Source organism: Pedobacter steynii, assembly GCF_900103665.1.
Taxonomy (GTDB): domain Bacteria; phylum Bacteroidota; class Bacteroidia; order Sphingobacteriales; family Sphingobacteriaceae; genus Pedobacter; species Pedobacter steynii.
This window is the reverse complement of record NZ_FNGY01000018.1, coordinates 27620-46824: the sequence shown is the minus strand read 5'-3', so window position 1 is coordinate 46824 and position 19205 is coordinate 27620. Positions and strand designations below refer to the sequence as shown.

Below are 19205 nucleotides of genomic sequence, written 5' to 3'. Positions count from 1 at the left end.
AAAAATAATTTTTTGAAAGGAAAATGAAAGCAATAACGCTTAAGATGTTACCCTACGTGGATTGATCATCTTCGCTTAACATTTTTGATCAGATTGCTTAACCATGGTGGGTAGATCCGGACATTATTTATTCACATTTTTATGCTATTTTACAGCTTTAAACACCTAAACTAAATTTCTTATGATAAAGTATCTTGGCGGCGCGCTGGTTATTGGTGGAGTATTGACTTCAATTTTGAGTTCTGAAGATAAAGCAACTGTACATCCGCCAATGCTACCCGCTTCTAATCCAGGTTATCGTTTGCAGGAAAAAGCGGAATTGAACTACCGGAATTATTGCGGTGGTTGCCACGGGGAAAAGATGGACGCTTTTGTCGACCGCCAATGGAAACATGGAAATACAAAAGAGGACCTTTTTAAAGCGATAAAGAACGGATACGCGAATGAAGGAATGCCTGCCTTTGATTCGACATTTACCGATAAAGAGATCAGAGAACTTTCAGATTATATCCTGAAAGGAATAAAAAATGTAGACCGTTATGGCGCAGGAAAGAAACCTGTCAGCAATATTTTTAAAACAGAAGAACTGACCATTCGTCTGGATACGGTCGCAAAAGGACTGGATATCCCATGGGGTATGGCCTTTCTGCCCGGTGATGAATTGCTGGTTACAGATCGCAATGGCAAGTTCTACAAAGTGAAAAAAGATCAATCTTTGCAGCCCATCAGTGGTGCTCCGGAGGTATTGGCCAAAGGGCAGGGAGGTTTGATGGACGTAGTTCCTGATCCTGCTTTTGCCAGCAATAAATTCATTTACTTGTCGTACTCTAAATTTAAAACTGAAGAAGGAAAGGTATTGGCCACGACTGCAATCCTGAAAGCAAGGTTGGAAGGAAATGAATTAAAAGATCAGCAGGATATTTTTGTCGCCAAGCCCTGGTCCAGAACCCAGCTCCATTATGGCTCGAGAATGCAGTTCGGAAAAGACGGCTATTTGTATATTTCTGTTGGAGAAAGAGGAAATGAAAAACAAAATCCTCAGGAGATCAAGGGAAATGACCTTGGAAAGATCCATCGGATAAAAAGCGACGGAAGCATTCCTTCCGATAATCCTTTTGTAAAAACTGAAGGTGCAGAGGCTTCTATTTTTACTTATGGGAACCGCAATCCTCAGGGGATGACCATTCATCCTCAAACGGGTGCCATTTGGGAGAATGAGCATGGTCCGAGAGGTGGTGATGAAATCAATATCATCCAGCCCGGTAAAAATTATGGCTGGCCAATAGCGACTTATGGCATCAACTATAATGGAAAGATCATCAGTAATATTTCTGAAAAAGAGGGGATCACCGCTCCTTTGCATTATTGGATTCCTTCTATAGGTCCAAGTGGGATGGCCTTTGTTACCGGAAGTCGTTATAAGGGATGGGAAGGAAACCTGCTTACGGGTTCTTTACGTTTCGAATACCTGAACAGAAGTGTATTAAAAAATAATAAAGTGGTTAAAGAAGAAATTCTTTTCAAGAACATTGGAAGACTCAGGGATGTGAGGATGGCACCGGATGGCTTCATCTATATTGCGGTAGAATCTCCGGGTATCGTTTATAAACTGGTCCCTGTTAATTAACAGTAAAGGTTTTATTTAACCATAAGGACAGCGGGAGTAAGGCCACAATGATCAGTGCGATGTACCAGATGCCAAAGGCACTGGCCCAGGCCGCATTCAATAGGATCAGCGCAATTACTCCTGCTTTTACCGATTTCCCGATGTTCTTTCCAATGGGATCGTCAAGTGTTTTAAACAAGGGGTTAAAAATCATCAGGTAGAAAGGAATCACAAATACAATGGTCAGCAGGAAAAATCCTTTGCTATGCGCGATGAAGAGGATGCAGGCAATGACAAAAGCATAAAGAAAGGCGGCAAGGTAAAGTGTGCCCTTACTTTTTTCATTTCCTTTTCTTCGGTTAATGATCGTGAGGGAGGCAATATATACGATAGGAATGGTTGCAATCACCAGCCACCAGATCTCCGGATAACGGGAAAATATGCTTACGCCTAAAAGCAGGTTCATGCCCCGGCATAGGCCCATATTGATCGGACCAGTTACGGTCATATGTTTAGACCATTTATCGTAGGTAAGTGCTGCAATCATAATCAGACCTGCCAGCGCCAAAGCCGTCAGGTTAACCATTGCTGCTGCCATAATTCCGACAGTAAAGCAAATTCCGCCAAACACCGCTGCATCTTTTTTCGTGATACTTCCACTGGGAATCGGGCGGTCTGGTCGTTCTTTTAAATCTCTTTCGGCATCAAATACGTCGTTGAAGATGACTCCTCCACTATATAAACCTATCGTAGAAATACAAAGCAACAGGATGGGAAATACATGTTGGATCTCAAATTCTGTTGTTAAAAAATAACCTGAAATGGCTACTCCGGCAAGAACATCAGCAACAGAGGTCACCAGGTTTGCCGGACGCATGATCTTGATATAAGCCAGTTGGTTCGTCAAGGAATTTAAGTTTAAAGCAGATTTTGTTGATAAAAAACGATTATCCCGCAGTATAACAATTAAAAATAGGTTTAGGTTGGTATTTAAATACAAATAAACATATAAAAATATGATTTGGTTACTTTAACCGGCCTTTTCTTGTGTATTTTTCGTGTTAAGCTGGACCACCGGTAGGGAGAGTTTTCGTTGAGTCCAGGGAAACTCAAGGGCAAATGCACAGTGAGTCCGGCTTTTTTCGGTAAAACGTGGACTCAACGTGGACTCACGATGGACTAGAGGTGGACTCAGTACGACGGAATATCATCCCCGGTACGGAGGATATTCTTACTGTCCCATACGAAGCTTTATAGAAGAAAAAACTGGGTTATAATACAAATCAGCTCTATTTTGATTCGCGTTTTTATGATTTTCCCGAATATTTCCTGCGATGTTGAAATCTGGACCATCAGTTTTGTTAAAAACTGGATGATTTATATCAGGTCAGGATTCACAAACTTTGTCCTGATTATTAATATTAACGAATTTATAATTTAAACTTTAATAAAATGGCAAAATCAATTTTTTATCACGCAGGATGCCCCGTATGTTTAAGTGCAGAGCAGGAAATTATAGCCCTTATTGGCGAAGACAAAGTGGAAGTAGTTCACCTTGGAGAAGCCAGAAACCGGATTGAAGAAGCTGAAAAAGCAGGGGTAAAATCTGTGCCGGCTTTGCTTACCGCAAACGGCAATGTGTTGCACCTTAATTTTGGTGCGTCTATGGAGGATGTAAAAGGATAATCTCCGCTCCGGGTAAAAGTTTTCAGGTGCTGAATAAGGCTTCGGTCACCTGAGCTTTTTCGTATTAAAAATTAAGATAACGGGGGGCTGATCTATGAATGAAATTATCAAAAATAACCTGAGTATTATCCACCAGCGAATCGCTCATGAAGCGCTGAAAGCTGGTAGAATACCCGGGACGGTAAAACTGTTACTGGCTACAAAAACGGTTTCCGCAGAAAAGATAAGACAGGCTTTGTTGTTGGGTGAAACCCTTATCGCCGAAAATAAAGTACAGGAACTGAAAGAAAAATACCTTGATCTGACTGGTATTCCTCATCAGGCTCATTTTATTGGGCACCTGCAAAGCAACAAAATCAAGGAGGTGTTGAAATACGTAAGCTGTATCCAATCCGTTGATAGAATGGAGCTTGTACAGCAGCTGGACAAACGGTTACAAGCTGAGGGGAGATGTCTAGATATATTGATACAGGTTAATACTTCTTATGAAAACAGTAAATTCGGGTTGGCTCCGGAAGCAGCATTCGCATTTGTGAGGGAAACAGCAAAGTATGATACTTTAAAGATTAAGGGGCTCATGACCATCGGACTGTTCGATGCGGATGCAGAAAAAGTAAGACCTTCCTTTCAGTTGTTAAAAAAGCTGAGTGATCAGATCAGGCAGGAGGGAATTCCGGGCGTAGAAATGAAAGAATTGTCCATGGGAATGAGTGGGGATCTGGAAACTGCAATCGAAGAGGGCGCAACGATCATCAGGATTGGGACGGCGATCTTTGGACCAAGAATATATCCGGATAGTTATTATTGGAATGAAACAAAAAACTAAATATGAACGTACATTATTTTCAACATGTGTCTTTTGAAGGTTTAGGGTATATCGGAACCTGGTTAGAGACCAAAGGATTTCAGGTTACCGCAACTCGTTTTTATGAAGAAAATCCGATCCTTCCAAAGCTTGATGATGTCGATGTGCTGGTGGTTATGGGTGGGCCAATGGGCGTATATGACGATCATCTGTATCCATGGCTTCATGCAGAGAAAATTTTCATTGAAGATGCGATCACTGCAGGGAAAAAGGTGATGGGAATTTGTCTCGGAGCACAGTTGATTGCCCTTTGTCTGGGGGCGTTCGTAAACACAGCAAGGCATAAAGAAATCGGTTGGTATCCCGTTTATCCGACTCCTGCGGCAGCAAGAATTCCCTGGTTTGAATCCTTGTTCAAAGATCAGCCTATGGTATTCCACTGGCATGGTGATCAATTTGAAATTCCTTATGGGGCTTATGATTTATTGTCCTCAGCAGCCAATCGCAACCAGGCATTTTTATACCAGGAGCATGTACTTGCTTTGCAGTTCCATCTGGAGGTAAACACGGATTCCATAAACAGCATGGTGGAAGAGGGGCGGACTGAACTGATCCCCGGATCATTTATCCAGGATGAAACTACCATACTTAAAGAACTGGCTCATTTTCATCAGGGCCATCAACTTCTGGAAGCTATACTGAACAAATTTATCCTCTAACCAGTTCCTTTATTTTTTCTTTGATCGCTGTGCTTTTACTTCCGGGGAAGTAACCGCAGTAGCTTTATTACCAAAGCTATTCCGGATATAGGTCAGCACATCTGCAATTTCCTGATCTTTGAGGATGTCCAGCTGTGGCATAGGGTTGGAATAGGTTTCCCCATCAATTTCCAGACTTTCATTAGAGCCGTTCAGGATAATTTTGATCAGTCTGCTTTTATCTCCAAGTACATAGGTTGTTTTACTTAAAGGAGGATTTAAATTGGGAACGCCCCCGCCATCTAACTGATGACAGGAAGCGCAGAATTTAGAATAAACTTTCTTTCCTTCTAATATTTGATCTCTTGCCGCTGCGGGACTGGATATCGCTTTATTTGTTTTTTGAGCTTGTGCAAAAAACGCTAAGGGGAGTACCAATAGCGCGGTAAGGAGGAGCTTCTTCATAAACATTTTATTTTCCGTTGTATAAAATCCGGTATACGGTGCCTTTAACATCATCAGTTACGTAAAGAGAGCCATCCGGTCCCTGTGCAAGTCCGCAAGGGCGATGTTTGGCATCTCTGGGCGACATCACATTGTCTGTTCCGGCAAAGCCATCTGCAAATATTTCCCATTCTCCGGTCGGTTGTCCATCTTTAAATGGGGCAAACACGACATAAAAGCCTTCCTGTTTTTCCGGAGTCCGGTTCCAGGAGCCATGAAAGGCGATAAAAGCACCATTTCTATATTTCTCCGGAAACTGATTTCCGGTATAAAACAACAATCCGTTGGGAGCAAGGTGACCGGGAAATGCCAATGCAGGATTAATATATTCCTTACTGCCTTCCTTTTTGCCATCCCCTCCATATTCAGGTGCCTGTATGTTTTTCTTTTGATACTGGTCGTAATATATATAAGGCCAGCCGGCATTGTCTCCTTTTTTGAGCATATACAGGCATTCTGCAGGAAGCAAGGCCGATTTTTTTTCATCATATAGATCCGGCCAAAGACCATTGAGCTGATCACGGCCATGCTGCATCACAAATAAGGTATTGTTTTGCTGATTCCAGTCTAAGCCCACCACATTTCTTATTCCTGTGGCGTAACGAATGCCATCACCATAGCTTTGATTCAGCTTATTGGCTTTAAACTGCCATATCCCCCCGGCAGAATCTAATATCGGACAACCTTTCATTCCTGGAGATCCGGGGGTACGGTCTTTCTCCTGACAGGAATTGGAATATGCACCAATGTTGACATAGATATTCCCGGAATTGTCTAAGACAATAGATTTGGTATCATGCTGCCTTCCTTTTTTTAATTTAGTGATCAGCTTTGATGGGTTATTCTGATTGGACACCTCATTTTTTTCGTCAAGTTGGTAACTGAAAACCTCGTCGTTTGAAGAAGCATACAATACCCCATCTTTTAGGTAAAGGCCGGTTCCGCCATAATTTCCAAAACCGCTTTGCTCGTCCATCCGGCCATCGCCGTTTTTATCTTTGAGGTAAATGATTCCTTTCTCTTTAACTGGTTTTGCCAGCTTTACATACAGGTTCCCTTCTTTGGTTACGACCAGATGTCTTGCTTTGCCAATACTGTCGGCCACCACTAAAGCCCCAAATCCGGAAGGAAGTTTTAAGCCTGCGTTATCTGGGTCAGTTGTTGGTGGATGAATCTGTCTGCCTGCGGAAGGGTTGTTTTTAAAAGCATATAGGGAGCAGAAAATTCCGGCAGTAAGCAGCGGAATGATCATTAGTTTCTTTATCATCATATTCCTTATCAATTTCATCAGTTTCTTGTGGCTGGTTTAACGCAATAATGCCGTTGCACACCATAGGATTGGTGCTTGTCCATGCAGGTCGCCGGTATTGCGCTTCCGGTCCAGGTAATACTGACGGTCGTTCTTTTTATTTGTCCCTTCGCAAACCTCAGTAACTTCCGAATTTTCGTTGATATATGAAACGAGCCCCAACCAGCCATTCCTGGCGGCTTTTCCATAAATCTCTTTATCCAGCCATCCTTTTTTAACACCGGTAATCATGGCGAAAGTAAACATTCCGGTTGCCGAGGTTTCTGCCCATGCTTCAGGATCGTCAATCAGCTGGTTCCACATGCCGTTCTTTCCCTGGTATTTTAGTAAAGAGGCCATCATATCGGTATAGCCCTTCATGATCCGTTCCCTGTTTGGATTATTTTTCGGCATGGAGCTCAAAAGCTCTGTCATCCCGGCGGCCATCCATCCATCTCCTCTGCCCCAATAAAAAGGAACATCCGGAGCATGGTAAAATAAGCCATTGGGCTTCTGGAGCTGATCCAGATAGAATACCATTTCTTTTGCTGCCCGATCAATATATTTTTGATTTCCTGTCGCACGGAATGCCTGGGCCTGCAATGCGGTGATCATATACATGTCGTCGATCCATAACCTCGTTTGCCAGGTATAACCTTGTTTGTAAAACTCGTGGGATTCCTCCTTCACACGTGGCCCTTCCGGCGGCCCCCATTGCTTCTCTGCAATAGAGATTCCAAGATCAAGGTATTTTTTATCGTTTGTCTGGAGATACAACTCGAGAGGGACGGCACCAAAAACACAGTAATCCACATGGTCGGGTACGGGGATCATCTTTGACTCTACTCCAAATAAGGGTTCAAAGCGTTCCGCAAGATCCCTGGTTAGTTTTTTATTTCCGCTGGCTTTGGCAAAAGTCAATGCACCATACCAGGTACAGGATTCGGGATAAGTGATCACCTTTGGTGGAGTGGGTTTGCCAAAATTGGTATGTGGGGTAACAACAAAATGGTCAGCTACCCTGGTGCCGATTTCTTTGGGAGAACTACCCTTTGGCCAGTTTTTTAAATCTGCAGATTTTGACTGGGCCTGCAGCAGAGCTATTCCCGAAAAGAAAAAGCAAGATATAAGACCGGTTATACCTAAGAAAGTATTTTTATTCATGGGGATTTGGCTGTGATGTTTACCTGTTTAGGTATTTAAAGTTAGCTTTTATTTGATTTTTGGAAAACGAAGAAAAGGTAGGAGCGCATCTGTTTTGCTCATTTAGTGGAATTATCGACAATTCTTGTTAATATGGTTTACTAATTAGCTAAATTGGAACAGTAATTTTAATTCAATAATTATTCAATTGCAGTATTACCGGTGATAAAATAATAAGTGATGAAAGATTTTCCTAACTTGTGAATAACAATTTTACACTGCTGAAACTTTTATGACCTTACAGATTAGAGAATAAGATGAAGGATTGAGATCATGATCGCTTCGTAAGTTTTAAACCGGGCTTGTGCACTTTTGATAACCTTTGAAAACCAATAACAACCAAATATATTCCAATGAAAAAGTATTTCTCTCTGATTTTAATCATTACCCTGTCTTTACAATTGAAAGCACAGCATAGCCTATCAAAACTCTGGGAAACCGACAGTGTTGTAAACCTGCCTGAATCGGTTTTGCCTGATTTAAAAGCAAAAGTCTTGTATGTATCCATTATGGGAAATAATGCGAATGATAAGGATGGAATTGGAGGTATTGGAAAAATCAAACCGGACGGAAAAGTAATCGACCTTAACTGGATTTCAGGACTAAATTCTCCGAAAGGGCTGGCCATATTTGGAAACCTGATGTATGCCGCAGACCTGACCGATGTGGTCGTGATCGACATTGCCAAAGCAAAAGTGCTTCGTAAGATTCCGATAGAAAACACCAAATTCCTGAACGACATCACCGTGAACGGGGAGGGAATTGTTTATGTCTCAGATTCCAGAACCAAAAGAATTTATAAGATTGAGAATGATGTTCCCTCGATATACCTGGATAGCATCAATGGAGTAAATGGCTTAAAGGCAATTGGCGAAGACCTGTACATCCTTGGTGGAAAAAGCTTTTTGAAAGCCGATGCCGGGAAGAAGATCAGCAAGATTGCAGAATTGCCGGATTGGGGAGATGGGTTGGAGCCGATCGGAAATGGCGATTTTATCTGTTCCAGCTGGGCGGGATATGTGTATTATGTTTATGCCGATGGAAGATGCGAACTTTTGCTCGATACCCATCTGGAAAAGAAGAATACTGCAGATATCGGATATGATCCGGTGAAAAAGATCGTTTACATCCCTACTTTTTTTAAAAAGACGGTAATGGCCTACCAGTTAAAATAAACCTTTAGCGTGTGCTAAAGGCTTATTTCAGCGGTGTTATGGGCTAAATTTTAACCTTGATCGGCATCGATTAAAATGGCCAGCTGGATGCAGGGGTGTTCCGACCGGTTGCTCCAGGCATGATTTGTTGCCTTTTGAATGACGATATCCCCGGTTTTCAACAGGGTTTCTTCCTCATCGAGAATTAAATAGATCTCCCCGGACAGGATGATGATATAGTCTAATGTTTCTGTTTGATGCATTAAAGGATGCGGACCATTTTCTTTAGTCATCTCCGGAATGCCCAGATCTTTATCCGGAGGAATGCTTACGTATCTGAAATAGGTGCCGTTTGCAGGTGGATTGGGAACAAGCGTGTTTTCTACACTGATGTCCTGATTCAGGTGTACAGGCATGGTATTCGTTGCCCAGATGTCTGAAATGATCAATCCGGGGATGTGTTCAGAAACATTGGTCACTTTTTTATCTTCGACAATTACAGAAAGGCCATCTTTATGCCCCGTTACTATCCTTCTTGGAATGGCGGCCATCTTGGTCATATTTATATAGGGTGCTTATCTTGAATGATTTCAATTGAGTTGATTTATGAAGGGATATTGATGATGATCTTTCCGAACTGATCTCCTGATTTCATCTTTTCAAACGCCTGCTGGATCTCTGCCAATGGATAAGAAGAATCGATTACCGGCTTAATCTGATGGAGGCCGACAAATTTTACCATTGCATCAAACTCTTCTTCATTGCCCATACTGGTTCCCAGAATGGAAAGCTGTTTCAGAAAGATTTGCTGCGGATCGAGAGGAGGAAGCATGCCTGCTGTTCTTCCGTAGAGGACGATTCTTGCGCCGGGATTGGCCAGGTAAACCAGATCTGAGAATCCGGGACCGGAGGCACTGTCTATGATGAGGTCAAAACCTCCTGAAGCTTTGAGTAGCTTTTCGGCCCAGCCCTCGGTTTTATAATTTACGCCTCCTTTTGCCCCCAGTCTTAGGGCGGCAGCTAATTTATCGTCATTTCCGGAACTTACATATACTTCTGCTCCGGCATGGACGGCAAAAGCCAATGCCAGCAGGGCTGCACCGCCACCGATTCCTGTAATGAGCACCTTGTTGTCTTTTCTGATCTGTCCTTTTGTAAATAATGCCCTATAGGCAGTCAGACCGGCAAGGGGAATTCCTGCGGCTTCCTCAAAGCTGAGGTGTTCGGGTTTTTTAGCTACATAGCGTTCATGGATGGACAGATATTCTGCAAAAGTGCCCTGTTGAGGAAAGCCGAGGATATGGTAGTCTTTGCTGAAAGTCCGGTAATCATTACCCCAGTCTATCGATGGGTTAATGATTACCTGCTGCCCCATCAGTTCGGGATTACTATGAAGACCAAGCGCTACTATTTCTCCTGCGCCATCAGAGCCCATAATGATCGAAACAGGACTTTGTTTACTTTGCTCTTTAATGGACCAGAGTTCATGGTGATTGATACTCGCTGCCTTAATTTTGATTAAAACATGATATGGTAAAATTTCGGGAATTTGTAGTTCTCCTACCTGTTGTGTGAAATTATGCTGATCTAAAACTGCTGCTTTCATGCGGTATAAGTTATTGCTGAATAGTGGATTGCAAAATTGCGGATATTCTATTCTGCCGATAGGTATGGCAAGAGGAAAAAGCAGTAAATTGATTGGATGTTTAATTTTAAGCCGCGTTATGTCTTATCTTGCAGCATGGAAATTAACCACGAAAATTTCTCTGTGAGCATTGAAACACATAATAGCTGGGAGAAGCGCGATAGAGCGAGCAATTTCTTTGAACTGGTGTATATATTGGATGGGGAAGGAGAGCAGTATGTAAATCAGAGCGTTCATCCTTATGCGAAAGGGGAGGTTTTTCTATTGCCATCTGCAAGTTGCAATGGTTACCGGATTAAAAAGCAGACACGTTTTCTTTTTGTTCGCTTTACCAGCACTTATTTCTCTACCTATCACCAGTCCAGCTCCGTAAATTATAGCGACTGGTTTAACCGGCTCAATTTTATTATAGGAAATTATGACCAGGGAGAGGCCGGACTGATTGGCAATCCAACAGATAAAGAACATGTAAAATCCTTGCTTAACCTCATTGTTTCAGAACATTATAGTGATAACAACTGCTCGGTGTTTTTAGTGCAAAATCTATTGGTCTCCATATTGGTGATCATTTCCAGGAATATTGAAAAACAATTGCTCCATGGCCAGTCTTTTTCTGATAAACGATTTGTAAACATGCTCCATTTCATTCACTTTAACCTGCTGGATCAGGAAAAGGTAAGTGTAGAAGGAATTTCCTCCCGTTTTCACATTGCTGAAACTTATTTTAGTGAATATTTCAAAAGAAATGCAAATGAGAGCTTTCGCGACTATATCCTCAGATCGAAACTGAAAATTGCAGAAGCCCGTGCAGCACTGACCTCCAGTTCATTTAAAGAAATTGCAAATGAACTGGGATTTACGGACAGTAGTCATTTGAATAAAATGATGAAAAAGTATTACCACCGCGGAATGCGCGAAATCAGGAACAAAATAACTGCAGCTTAATCCTATTAAAAATCAATTATGAGTAGCTTACTTAAAGATATATATTCGCCGGCATTTTACGACAGGTTGTCTGATGTCCTCCTGGAAACCGTTTCTTCTTTTGATAAAAAGAAGTTTGTCACCCAGATCTTTGATAAAGATTTTGAGCATAAAGAACTAAAAGCAAGGATGAAGCATACGGCTCAGATATTACATCCTTTTCTTCCTGAAGATTATGGGGAAACCGTAGACCTGCTTTTTGAAATCATTACCGGGCTTCGGAAAAATAAAACCGGAGAAGACGGACTGGCGTTTATGTTTCTGCCGGATTATATAGAAACTTATGGAATGAACGATTATGAAAACTCGGTGAGAGCGATCGAGTTCATTACTCAGTTTGTGAGCTGCGAATTTTCGGTAAGACCCTTCATCCTGAAATATGGAGATCGGATGCTGGCGCAGATGACGGCATGGTCTCTTCATGAAAGCCATAAGGTGAGACGCTTATCCAGTGAGGGAACCAGACCGAGACTGCCATGGGCGATGGCTTTGCCGGAGCTTAAAAAGAATCCTGCCCCGGTTTTGCCGCTGTTGGAAAATCTGAAAAACGATCCTTCAGAATGGGTGAGGAGGAGTGTAGCTAACCACATCAATGACATTGCAAAGGATAACCCTGATATTGTTATTGAGATGGCAAAACGATGGAAAGGATTGCATAAAGAAACGGACGCCATCATCAAACATGGTTGCAGGACATTGCTGAAGCAGGGACATCCGGAAATATTGAAACATTACGGCCTGGAAAGTAAAGACATTCAGATCACTGAATTTGAGATCTCAACGCCGGTGACTTTGATTGGTGGCGATTTGCATTTCTCTTACTACCTCCATAATCAGGAGCAGAAAGAACAGATCATCCGGTTAGAGTATGGATTGTATTACCGGCGACAAAATGGCACTTTATCAAAGAAGGTGTTCAAGATTAGTGAGAAAATCTATCAGGCAGGTGAAAAAGTAAAGGTTTCACGGAAGCAAAGTTTTAAATTGATTACGACCAGGAAATTTTATCCGGGCCTGCAACAACTGTCGGTGATCGTGAATGGAGAAGAGAAAGAAGTGCTGGATTTTGAACTTAGCCTGTAATTAGAATTTAAGGGGTAACAAAATATCGGCTGTTGAGGGGCGTATTCGCCGTTGATCAGTAGACCTGCTGTCTGAAACAAATTCAGACAGCAGGTACTTTGTTTACTGAGGCTTCACTGTAACCCTTATTCCTGCAGAATGGGTACTGAATTCCGGTGCATACATCGACTGTAAGCTCGTAATTCCATTGGAGAAATTCCCCGCATGACTTACCCGTAATGCATATTCAAACACATATACGCCTTTCCTGAGGTAACTGATAAAGAAATTGGTGGAGGCATCTTTAGTGCTCTCGTAATAACCCAGTCCGTCCTGATACTTGTAAGTGGAAATCACATTTACCGGTTCAAACCCGGAAGAGCGCATGTCCTTCAAATGGATGTATTCCATGTCTCTGTCGGCACGAATTTCTATTCTGACCTTGAGCAGGTCGCCGGGAGTCAATACGTTTGTTGGGCTCAATAGGGTGAGTACATCGCCTTTGGCTGATTGTTTCTGTAAAAACAGTTCTTTTTTAATTTTAACGCCGGTTTCTGCGGGAGTGATTTTATCAAGTTGTTCAAAATATTGCCAGTATACCCCTCCCCAGGCGATGGTTTTGCTATTGTTTTTAACTTCAATTTTGCCCATCTCTGGTTTTACATTTTCTCCGGCAATGGTCAGTTTCTGGTAACCGGTTCCTGCTTCTTTCTTCGTATCGTCCAGGCCTAACTCTGCCAGGGTTTGATTTCCGATGGAGATTTCAGGTGTTGCGGATTCTTCCAGCATACCCGTTCCGCGAAGGAGTAAGGAATAACAGGCAGCAGCAGTAGCCTTCGTGGTTTTCCAGTCGTTGGTCTGCTTGTTCTTTAACAACCATATTTTCATTTCCTCTACCGATTCTGCATCATTGGCTACTTCATCAAACACTTCGATCAGCAATGATTGCGTTTCGATCGGGCTTTGATACCACCACCAACCGTTGCGGTTGTTGTCCCAGTACATGCCCATTTCTTCGTTCTTACGTGCGCTTTCTTTTAAAAAGCGGACAATGTTCATTGCTTCTGGTTTATTTCCATTTCTGGCCAAGACCAGGGCCGCCTGACCGCGTTGATAAGCATCCATGCTCCTCCAGCCCGTTTTTACCTTGTTAAGGTAATGGGCTACTGCCTTTTTAAAGAGCGGATCATTGTTCTTTTGATTGGTATAACTCCTTGCGTACAGGTAGTGCAATGGGAGGTAGGCCGTGCCTTTTCCCGCTACTTCTCTCTGGAAATCATCTTTTAGTTTCCCGTCCAGGTAAATGATGGCTTTATTCAGCATCTTTGGGAAGCCGGGATAGGCTTTCTCGTCTACCATCTTCAACCGCTTTAGCTGTCCCATACCCAAAACAATGTGTTGGGTGATGTAACGGTCATCGGCCATGCCGTTAAACCAGGCGAAGGCGCCATTGGAATGCTGCATGTTTTCCAGTTTCTCAAAATTGCCTTTCAATTCATAGGTCATCCTGTTCAGGTCAAACAACAACGCCAGTCGTTTTTTTCGTGCAGTTTCTTCACCTGCATCTTTTACCCAGGGCGTTTCTTCCAGCAGAATAGATTTCAGTTCCGGATTTTTCTCCAGATTGGACAACAATGCTGACCCATCTTTTTCCTGTTGCCAGCGGGTAAAGACCTGCTTTATTTTGGGACTGCTGTTGATAATTCCTGTTGCAAAGCTATTCGCGTAAAAACGACTGAAGGTTTGTTCTGCACATTCGTAAGGATATTCCATTAAATAAGGAAGCGCTTGTACGGCATACCACACCGGATTGGCCGTAAATTCCAACGCTAAGCTTTGATTTTTTAAGGTTTTGGAGGAGCCTGATTTCAGCAGTTTCTCCATGTTAAAAGTCTTGCTGGTATTTCCACGGACGTTCAGTGGCATGGTCTCTGTAAGGAGCATGCCATTTGGAAGTACAGGAATGGTCATTTCTTCTCCATCACTGTACTTGCCGGATTGCGCGATGATTTTATAGGTGATGGCAGCAATACCTGAAGGGATTTGCAAGGACCATCTTAATACCTCATTGCCTTTGTTTGCAACTTCAAAGTTTTGTCCTTCTTTGACACCTGCAGACATAATGTGGATAACTTTGTTAGTAACTGCATCCCTCAATTCCAGCAGGGCATCTCCTTTTAATGCTTTTCCACTGAGGTTATTCAGCTTTGCGGTAAACAGGATGGTATCCCCTTCGCGGAAGAAACGTGGGGTATTTGCAGAGATGGCCAGTTGTTTCTGAGTAATGAGCTCGCGACTGATATTGGCTGTTTTTAGGTCTTTGGTGTGTGCAAAGCCCAGCATTTTATAGCGGGTTAAAGATTGAGGAATGGTAAAGTCAATTTGAATCTCTCCGTTTTTGTCGGTGTGCAACTGAGGATAAAAGAAAGCGGTTTCATTGAAATTCGTTCTCGGTACAATTTTATCGAGACCTCTTACGGCTTTTCCATTGATAATTAAGGTATTGTTTTTTGGATCGTATGCATTGATCGCTACAAAATCATAAACCTTTTCGTCAGCAACCACAGCTGCAGCCGGAGCAGCTTCGCTAACCAGACCGGCGGCCTTTCCCATCAACGTGGATACTCCACGCAACACGATGGAAGAGGCAGTTTTCAAGCTTTTCTTTTGGGCTGCATATCCCGTAACGACTACCTCATTCAGACCTGAGCCATCCGGCCTTAAGCTCACATCCATCCTTTTTTGTTTACCTGCTTTTACCGTAAATGTTTTAAATCCGAGTGCTCTGAATTCTATTTGCTGGCCGGGAAGGGCATTGATCTTGTAGATGCCATATGCATCAGTAACCGCATTTATTTTTCCGCACTTTACACTTACTCCAGGCAAACTAAAGCCTTCTTCATCGGTGACGACACCGTATAGCAATGTTCCTTTTTCTAATTCTGCCAACCTTTTAAGCCCTTTTTCAGAGATGCTTCTGGCATTTATTTTATTCAGATAATTACGATAACCGGGGTTGTAGCCGCCGCCATAATAACTATATCCAAAGAGATTCAGGTCTTCATATTTTCGGAATATCTCAGAAAAATAATAGTCGCCATCATGTAGGAACCACAGTTTATGTCCGGCCCTGATGTTGTTTTGTTCCGATGACCAGGAATAACGGCTATAGTCGTAAGTATGTTCCAGGGATTTATTCCAGTCCATCTTTTTAAGTTCATCGAGCGAAGCATCATAGAGTGTAGCGGCGAGCTCTGCCATCTGTTTTTCTCCTGTTTTACTGCTGATGCGTAGTTTCCAGCTTTCTTTTTCACCGGGCTGTAATTTGTTTCGGAAGGTTAAGAATTTAATGTCTAATGCTTTTTCCGGATCAATAATATTTACCGTTTGCTGGGAGTTGTAAACAATACCATTTTGAATAAGTGTAAACTGAACGGCAAAGCCGCCCTGGTATTCCGCTTTAGGGCTGATTTTAATGATGTTTTGTTTGGTTGAAACGGTTATCCACATTTTATCCACAATTTTGTTTTTGTAGTAAACTTCGTAATAAGCCGTTCCGGAGGATGTTGTTCCTGCCAATCTGAAGATGGCGCTTTCAGTTGGAGAAATCTGGGTTTTTTCTGCTACCAGCCATTCTTGTTCAGCAAGTATAGCACTCGCTTCAGGATGGTAGATCCGGACCACTTTCTCCACATCAATACGTTCCTGATCTTCATTGATAGCATTGAATTTCACTTTATAAAAACCAGGGCTCAATTGTTTTGCATTTAGTGTCAGGTTTCCATCTCCCTGCTCAGCACTGATGTCTTGTGCAAAATCAATTTTTTGTGCTGGCCAGTTTAAAGGAATGTCGTCTCCTGCATAGGCTTCATTTGGAAAAGCCTTAATAAATTCAGCTTTGGAAAGTGTATATTTTTCCGGTTTGATGGTAAAGGGATTTTTGTTGGGCACTCTTCCCGGAGATTCCAATAAAAACCATTCAGATTTTAATGTTGCTTTTATGGGTTCTCCGTTCAGGTTGGTGATGCTGAACGGGATGCTATCTGCTTTTGAACTTAAGAAAAGCTGTTGCGGTAAGGCGATATCTAACAGCAGGTCTTTATATCCTGCATTAATATCTTTGGTTCCGGTTCTGGTCTCTCCGTTAATATCGGTGACTTCTACCTTAATTAAATAATTGTATAGATCTGCCCTTGTCTGCCCTGTACTTGCAAAGAAGCGGAAGCTAAAACTTCCATCTGCTTTGGTCTCCGTCTGTCCAATGGCGATTTGCTTTGTCGATTCTCCTCTGGAACCGTAATGGTAATAAGGAAACCTGCTATTTCTGAAAATAGTATACTTAACCTTTCCAGCACCTACCGCGTAGCCGGAATAGGCCGTTGCATTCCCTTTAACCAGAATGCTGTCGTTCAGTTTGTACTTCTGATTGGACTTGTCAAAGACAACTTCAAAGCTCGGACGCTTGTATTCTTCTACCTGCACCTGGATACCTCCATAAATGGTACTTAACTCCATGCTGCCGTTCATCTTTCCCATAGGGATACTAAAAGAACCCTGAAATGTACCATACTCGTTGGTGGTTACTGATACTTCTTCGAGCTCTTTGCCATTTACATCGTTGAAGCTGACATCGAGTTTTACTCCTGCTACAATACTATTTTTTGTAAGCTTTTTTTTGATGAGGAGTCCCTTATAGAACACCGTTTGTCCGGGACGATAAATAGGGCGATCAGTAAATAGGATGACTTGTTCTTTCTCGTCCTCATCTCTGTAGTAGTAATAGCGGTTTGAAGCATTGATCAAAAGTGTGTCCCCTTTATAACTGATCTGTACTTTTCTGACATTCGGATTCTGCTTAGAAATTACGCTGCCATTTTCATCTGTTTTTAACAGCGTACTCTTGTACGGCAACAGTGTTTTGGGATCGTGGCGTTCATTTATTTCCAAAACAGTTGCGTTTTTTAAAAATTTCCCACTAAGACTATTGGAAACGATGTATTGCGTGGAGTCTTCCGAGAATGATCTGTTGTTCACAGCAAGTGCGGTAACCCTGAATTGATTGAGACTATTGGTGTATTCTTCCTGTTTTTGATCGAAAGTGTTTTGAGCGATCAGCAGGTAATTCCCCATTGGAAGGGCCTCCATCCGATCCGATAAGTGATGCTCCTGGTAATCCTTTAAGGAAGGGAGTGGGACAGACCAGCTCCTGAAGGGCTTTTCTTTTTTCAGAAAAAGCTGATACGCATCTCCGTTCCGGAAATCTACATAGGACTCGTCTTCGGCCGCAGGAATCTTATATAGTTTTAAATGTGCGGTGTCTATGTTTTTGTAGCTGATTAAAAACTGAATCGGCCGCTCTGGAAGATTGGCCTGTTTTATCTGGACTGTTATCGTTTCCGTGTTGATGACCCGGATTGAATTGGCTGCATTTTTTGCGCCCTGACTCTCCGGATAGGTTTTAATCGCTTTTTCCAACAATGCTATAGCCTTGACCAGATTTTGCTTGCTGCTGTCTTGCAGGCCTCCGTTTTTGTAGATCTCCGCCTGTTGGAACAATATATCCGCATGTAATGGATTGCTTTCCACTGTTTTTGCCAGGGCTTCCAATGCATTGAAATACAAACTGTCTTTATGTTCATCAGCAGTTCTTCCGTAGATGAACTTTAGTCTCTTAAGTTCTATATCTGTCAGGGCTGCCGTATTGTTTTGCTGGTTCTGTAATTTAAGGAGCTGCTGGAATAGCTTTAGCGCTTCTGCGGAGAAATAACTGCTGTCTGCCTGTGGGATTTTTATCGCTGAAAATGTCTTGTAGTCAGAAAACCAGATGGGATCATCGAAATTGATGCCCTCCATGTCCGTATTGCTGATGTCGATCTGAGGATTCATAAACACGTCCAGTGCACGGTGGGCCAGAAGATCGTAAAGACTTGGTCTTAATGCGCGGTTACTGCTGTCGCCAATGAGGATGTCATTAAATACGCCAACTTTAATCTTTTGTAAAAGGCTGGCTTCGGAAAGGGAGCTGAGGTATGTTTTTGCCGTTTCATTGGTGATTTGCCTGATAGACCAGGTACCGATCTCGTCACTGAGTTTCGTTTCGACCATAGTCCGGTTCGCAATGCGATACCGGTTCTCCTGATAATACTTCCAATACGTTTCTGCGAGCAAGGATTGCAAAATACTTTTTTCAGGTTGCTTTGCCTGCCTGATGTCTTTCCGCAGGTCATTCAGAATTTCTTCAAAAGCATCTTCCTTCAGATAACTTTGGAATAGCATGCGATAAATCACTGACTTTACCAGCATAGGCGCGTTGCCTTGTGTCCTGGCCTGCTGATTCAATTTTTCAAGAATGGGTAAGGCTTTATTCGCCTGAGCAATGCTGGCCAAAGAATCTATTTTATCGAATTCTTTCATATAATTGTTTGCAGTAGGTTGTTGTGAAAAGCTACTTTGAGCGATAGAAACAAAGCAGAGGATTAAAAAAGAGATGCGTAGCGTAACTTTCATAAGTATGTATTTTAAAAGAAGATGGAGTTATTGGTGTAATTCCATAAGGAAGTTCATAATTAT

The 19205-nt window shown here is 42.4% G+C and carries 14 protein-coding genes; 7 read left to right on the top strand and 7 right to left on the bottom strand.

Annotation, left to right across the window (positions count from 1 at the left end; translation table 11 throughout):
- Positions 1-181: 181 nt before the first annotated feature.
- The gene (locus BLQ87_RS31925; protein WP_074612966.1) at positions 182-1627 is read left to right on the top strand and encodes a PQQ-dependent sugar dehydrogenase; all 1446 of its coding nucleotides are present in this window, start codon (positions 182-184) and stop codon (positions 1625-1627) included.
- Here the strand turns inward: BLQ87_RS31925 and eboC are convergent.
- Positions 1620-2513, bottom strand: coding sequence for a UbiA-like protein EboC (eboC, locus tag BLQ87_RS31920; RefSeq protein WP_245723971.1), 894 nt, complete (start codon positions 2511-2513; stop codon positions 1620-1622). The two genes, BLQ87_RS31925 and eboC, sit on opposite strands and share 8 nt — an antisense overlap.
- A gap of 545 nt (positions 2514-3058) precedes the next feature.
- On the opposite strand from eboC, the gene BLQ87_RS31915 reads away from it, so the two are divergent.
- The 3 genes from BLQ87_RS31915 to BLQ87_RS31905 all read left to right on the top strand — a co-directional run bounded on the left by BLQ87_RS31915 (position 3059) and on the right by BLQ87_RS31905 (position 4816).
- The gene (locus BLQ87_RS31915; RefSeq protein ID WP_074612965.1) at positions 3059-3292 is read left to right on the top strand and encodes a thioredoxin family protein; all 234 of its coding nucleotides are present in this window, start codon (positions 3059-3061) and stop codon (positions 3290-3292) included.
- A gap of 94 nt (positions 3293-3386) precedes the next feature.
- The gene (locus tag BLQ87_RS31910; protein WP_074612964.1) at positions 3387-4118 is read left to right on the top strand and encodes a YggS family pyridoxal phosphate-dependent enzyme; all 732 of its coding nucleotides are present in this window, start codon (positions 3387-3389) and stop codon (positions 4116-4118) included.
- Positions 4119-4120: 2 nt separating this feature from the next.
- The gene (locus BLQ87_RS31905; protein ID WP_074612963.1) at positions 4121-4816 is read left to right on the top strand and encodes a type 1 glutamine amidotransferase; all 696 of its coding nucleotides are present in this window, start codon (positions 4121-4123) and stop codon (positions 4814-4816) included.
- 9 nt (positions 4817-4825) lie between these two features.
- On the opposite strand, the gene BLQ87_RS31900 is transcribed toward BLQ87_RS31905, so the two are convergent.
- Genes BLQ87_RS31900 through BLQ87_RS31890 form a run of 3 tightly spaced genes read right to left on the bottom strand, consistent with a single transcriptional unit; the run spans position 4826 to position 7751 of the window.
- Complete coding sequence (locus BLQ87_RS31900; RefSeq protein ID WP_074613008.1) at positions 4826-5260, bottom strand: c-type cytochrome; 435 nt, start codon at positions 5258-5260, stop codon at positions 4826-4828.
- Positions 5261-5267: 7 nt separating this feature from the next.
- Complete coding sequence (locus tag BLQ87_RS31895; RefSeq protein ID WP_245723970.1) at positions 5268-6569, bottom strand: PQQ-dependent sugar dehydrogenase; 1302 nt, start codon at positions 6567-6569, stop codon at positions 5268-5270.
- Between the two features lie 36 nt (positions 6570-6605).
- Positions 6606-7751, bottom strand: a complete 1146-nt coding sequence (locus BLQ87_RS31890) for a glycoside hydrolase family 88/105 protein (RefSeq protein WP_074612961.1) — start codon at positions 7749-7751, stop codon at positions 6606-6608.
- 392 nt (positions 7752-8143) lie between these two features.
- Between BLQ87_RS31890 and BLQ87_RS31885 the strand changes: the two genes are divergently transcribed.
- Positions 8144-8965, top strand: a complete 822-nt coding sequence (locus tag BLQ87_RS31885; RefSeq protein WP_074612960.1) for an NHL repeat-containing protein — start codon at positions 8144-8146, stop codon at positions 8963-8965.
- A 50-nt stretch (positions 8966-9015) separates the two neighbouring features.
- Here the strand turns inward: BLQ87_RS31885 and BLQ87_RS31880 are convergent, their stop codons facing one another.
- Complete coding sequence (locus BLQ87_RS31880; RefSeq protein WP_074612959.1) at positions 9016-9504, bottom strand: cupin domain-containing protein; 489 nt, start codon at positions 9502-9504, stop codon at positions 9016-9018.
- Positions 9505-9548: 44 nt separating this feature from the next.
- On the bottom strand, positions 9549-10550 hold the full coding sequence (locus tag BLQ87_RS31875; RefSeq protein ID WP_074612958.1) for a zinc-binding dehydrogenase: 1002 nt from the start codon (positions 10548-10550) through the stop codon (positions 9549-9551).
- 135 nt (positions 10551-10685) lie between these two features.
- Between BLQ87_RS31875 and BLQ87_RS31870 the strand changes: the two genes are divergently transcribed.
- The gene (locus BLQ87_RS31870; RefSeq protein WP_074612957.1) at positions 10686-11534 is read left to right on the top strand and encodes an AraC family transcriptional regulator; all 849 of its coding nucleotides are present in this window, start codon (positions 10686-10688) and stop codon (positions 11532-11534) included.
- Between the two features lie 18 nt (positions 11535-11552).
- A complete protein-coding gene (locus tag BLQ87_RS31865) occupies positions 11553-12656 on the top strand; it encodes a DNA alkylation repair protein (protein WP_074612956.1) in 1104 nt (367 codons plus the stop codon).
- A 102-nt stretch (positions 12657-12758) separates the two neighbouring features.
- Here the strand turns inward: BLQ87_RS31865 and BLQ87_RS31860 are convergent, their stop codons facing one another.
- On the bottom strand, positions 12759-19142 hold the full coding sequence (locus tag BLQ87_RS31860; RefSeq protein WP_083362171.1) for an alpha-2-macroglobulin family protein: 6384 nt from the start codon (positions 19140-19142) through the stop codon (positions 12759-12761).
- Positions 19143-19205: the final 63 nt, after the last annotated feature.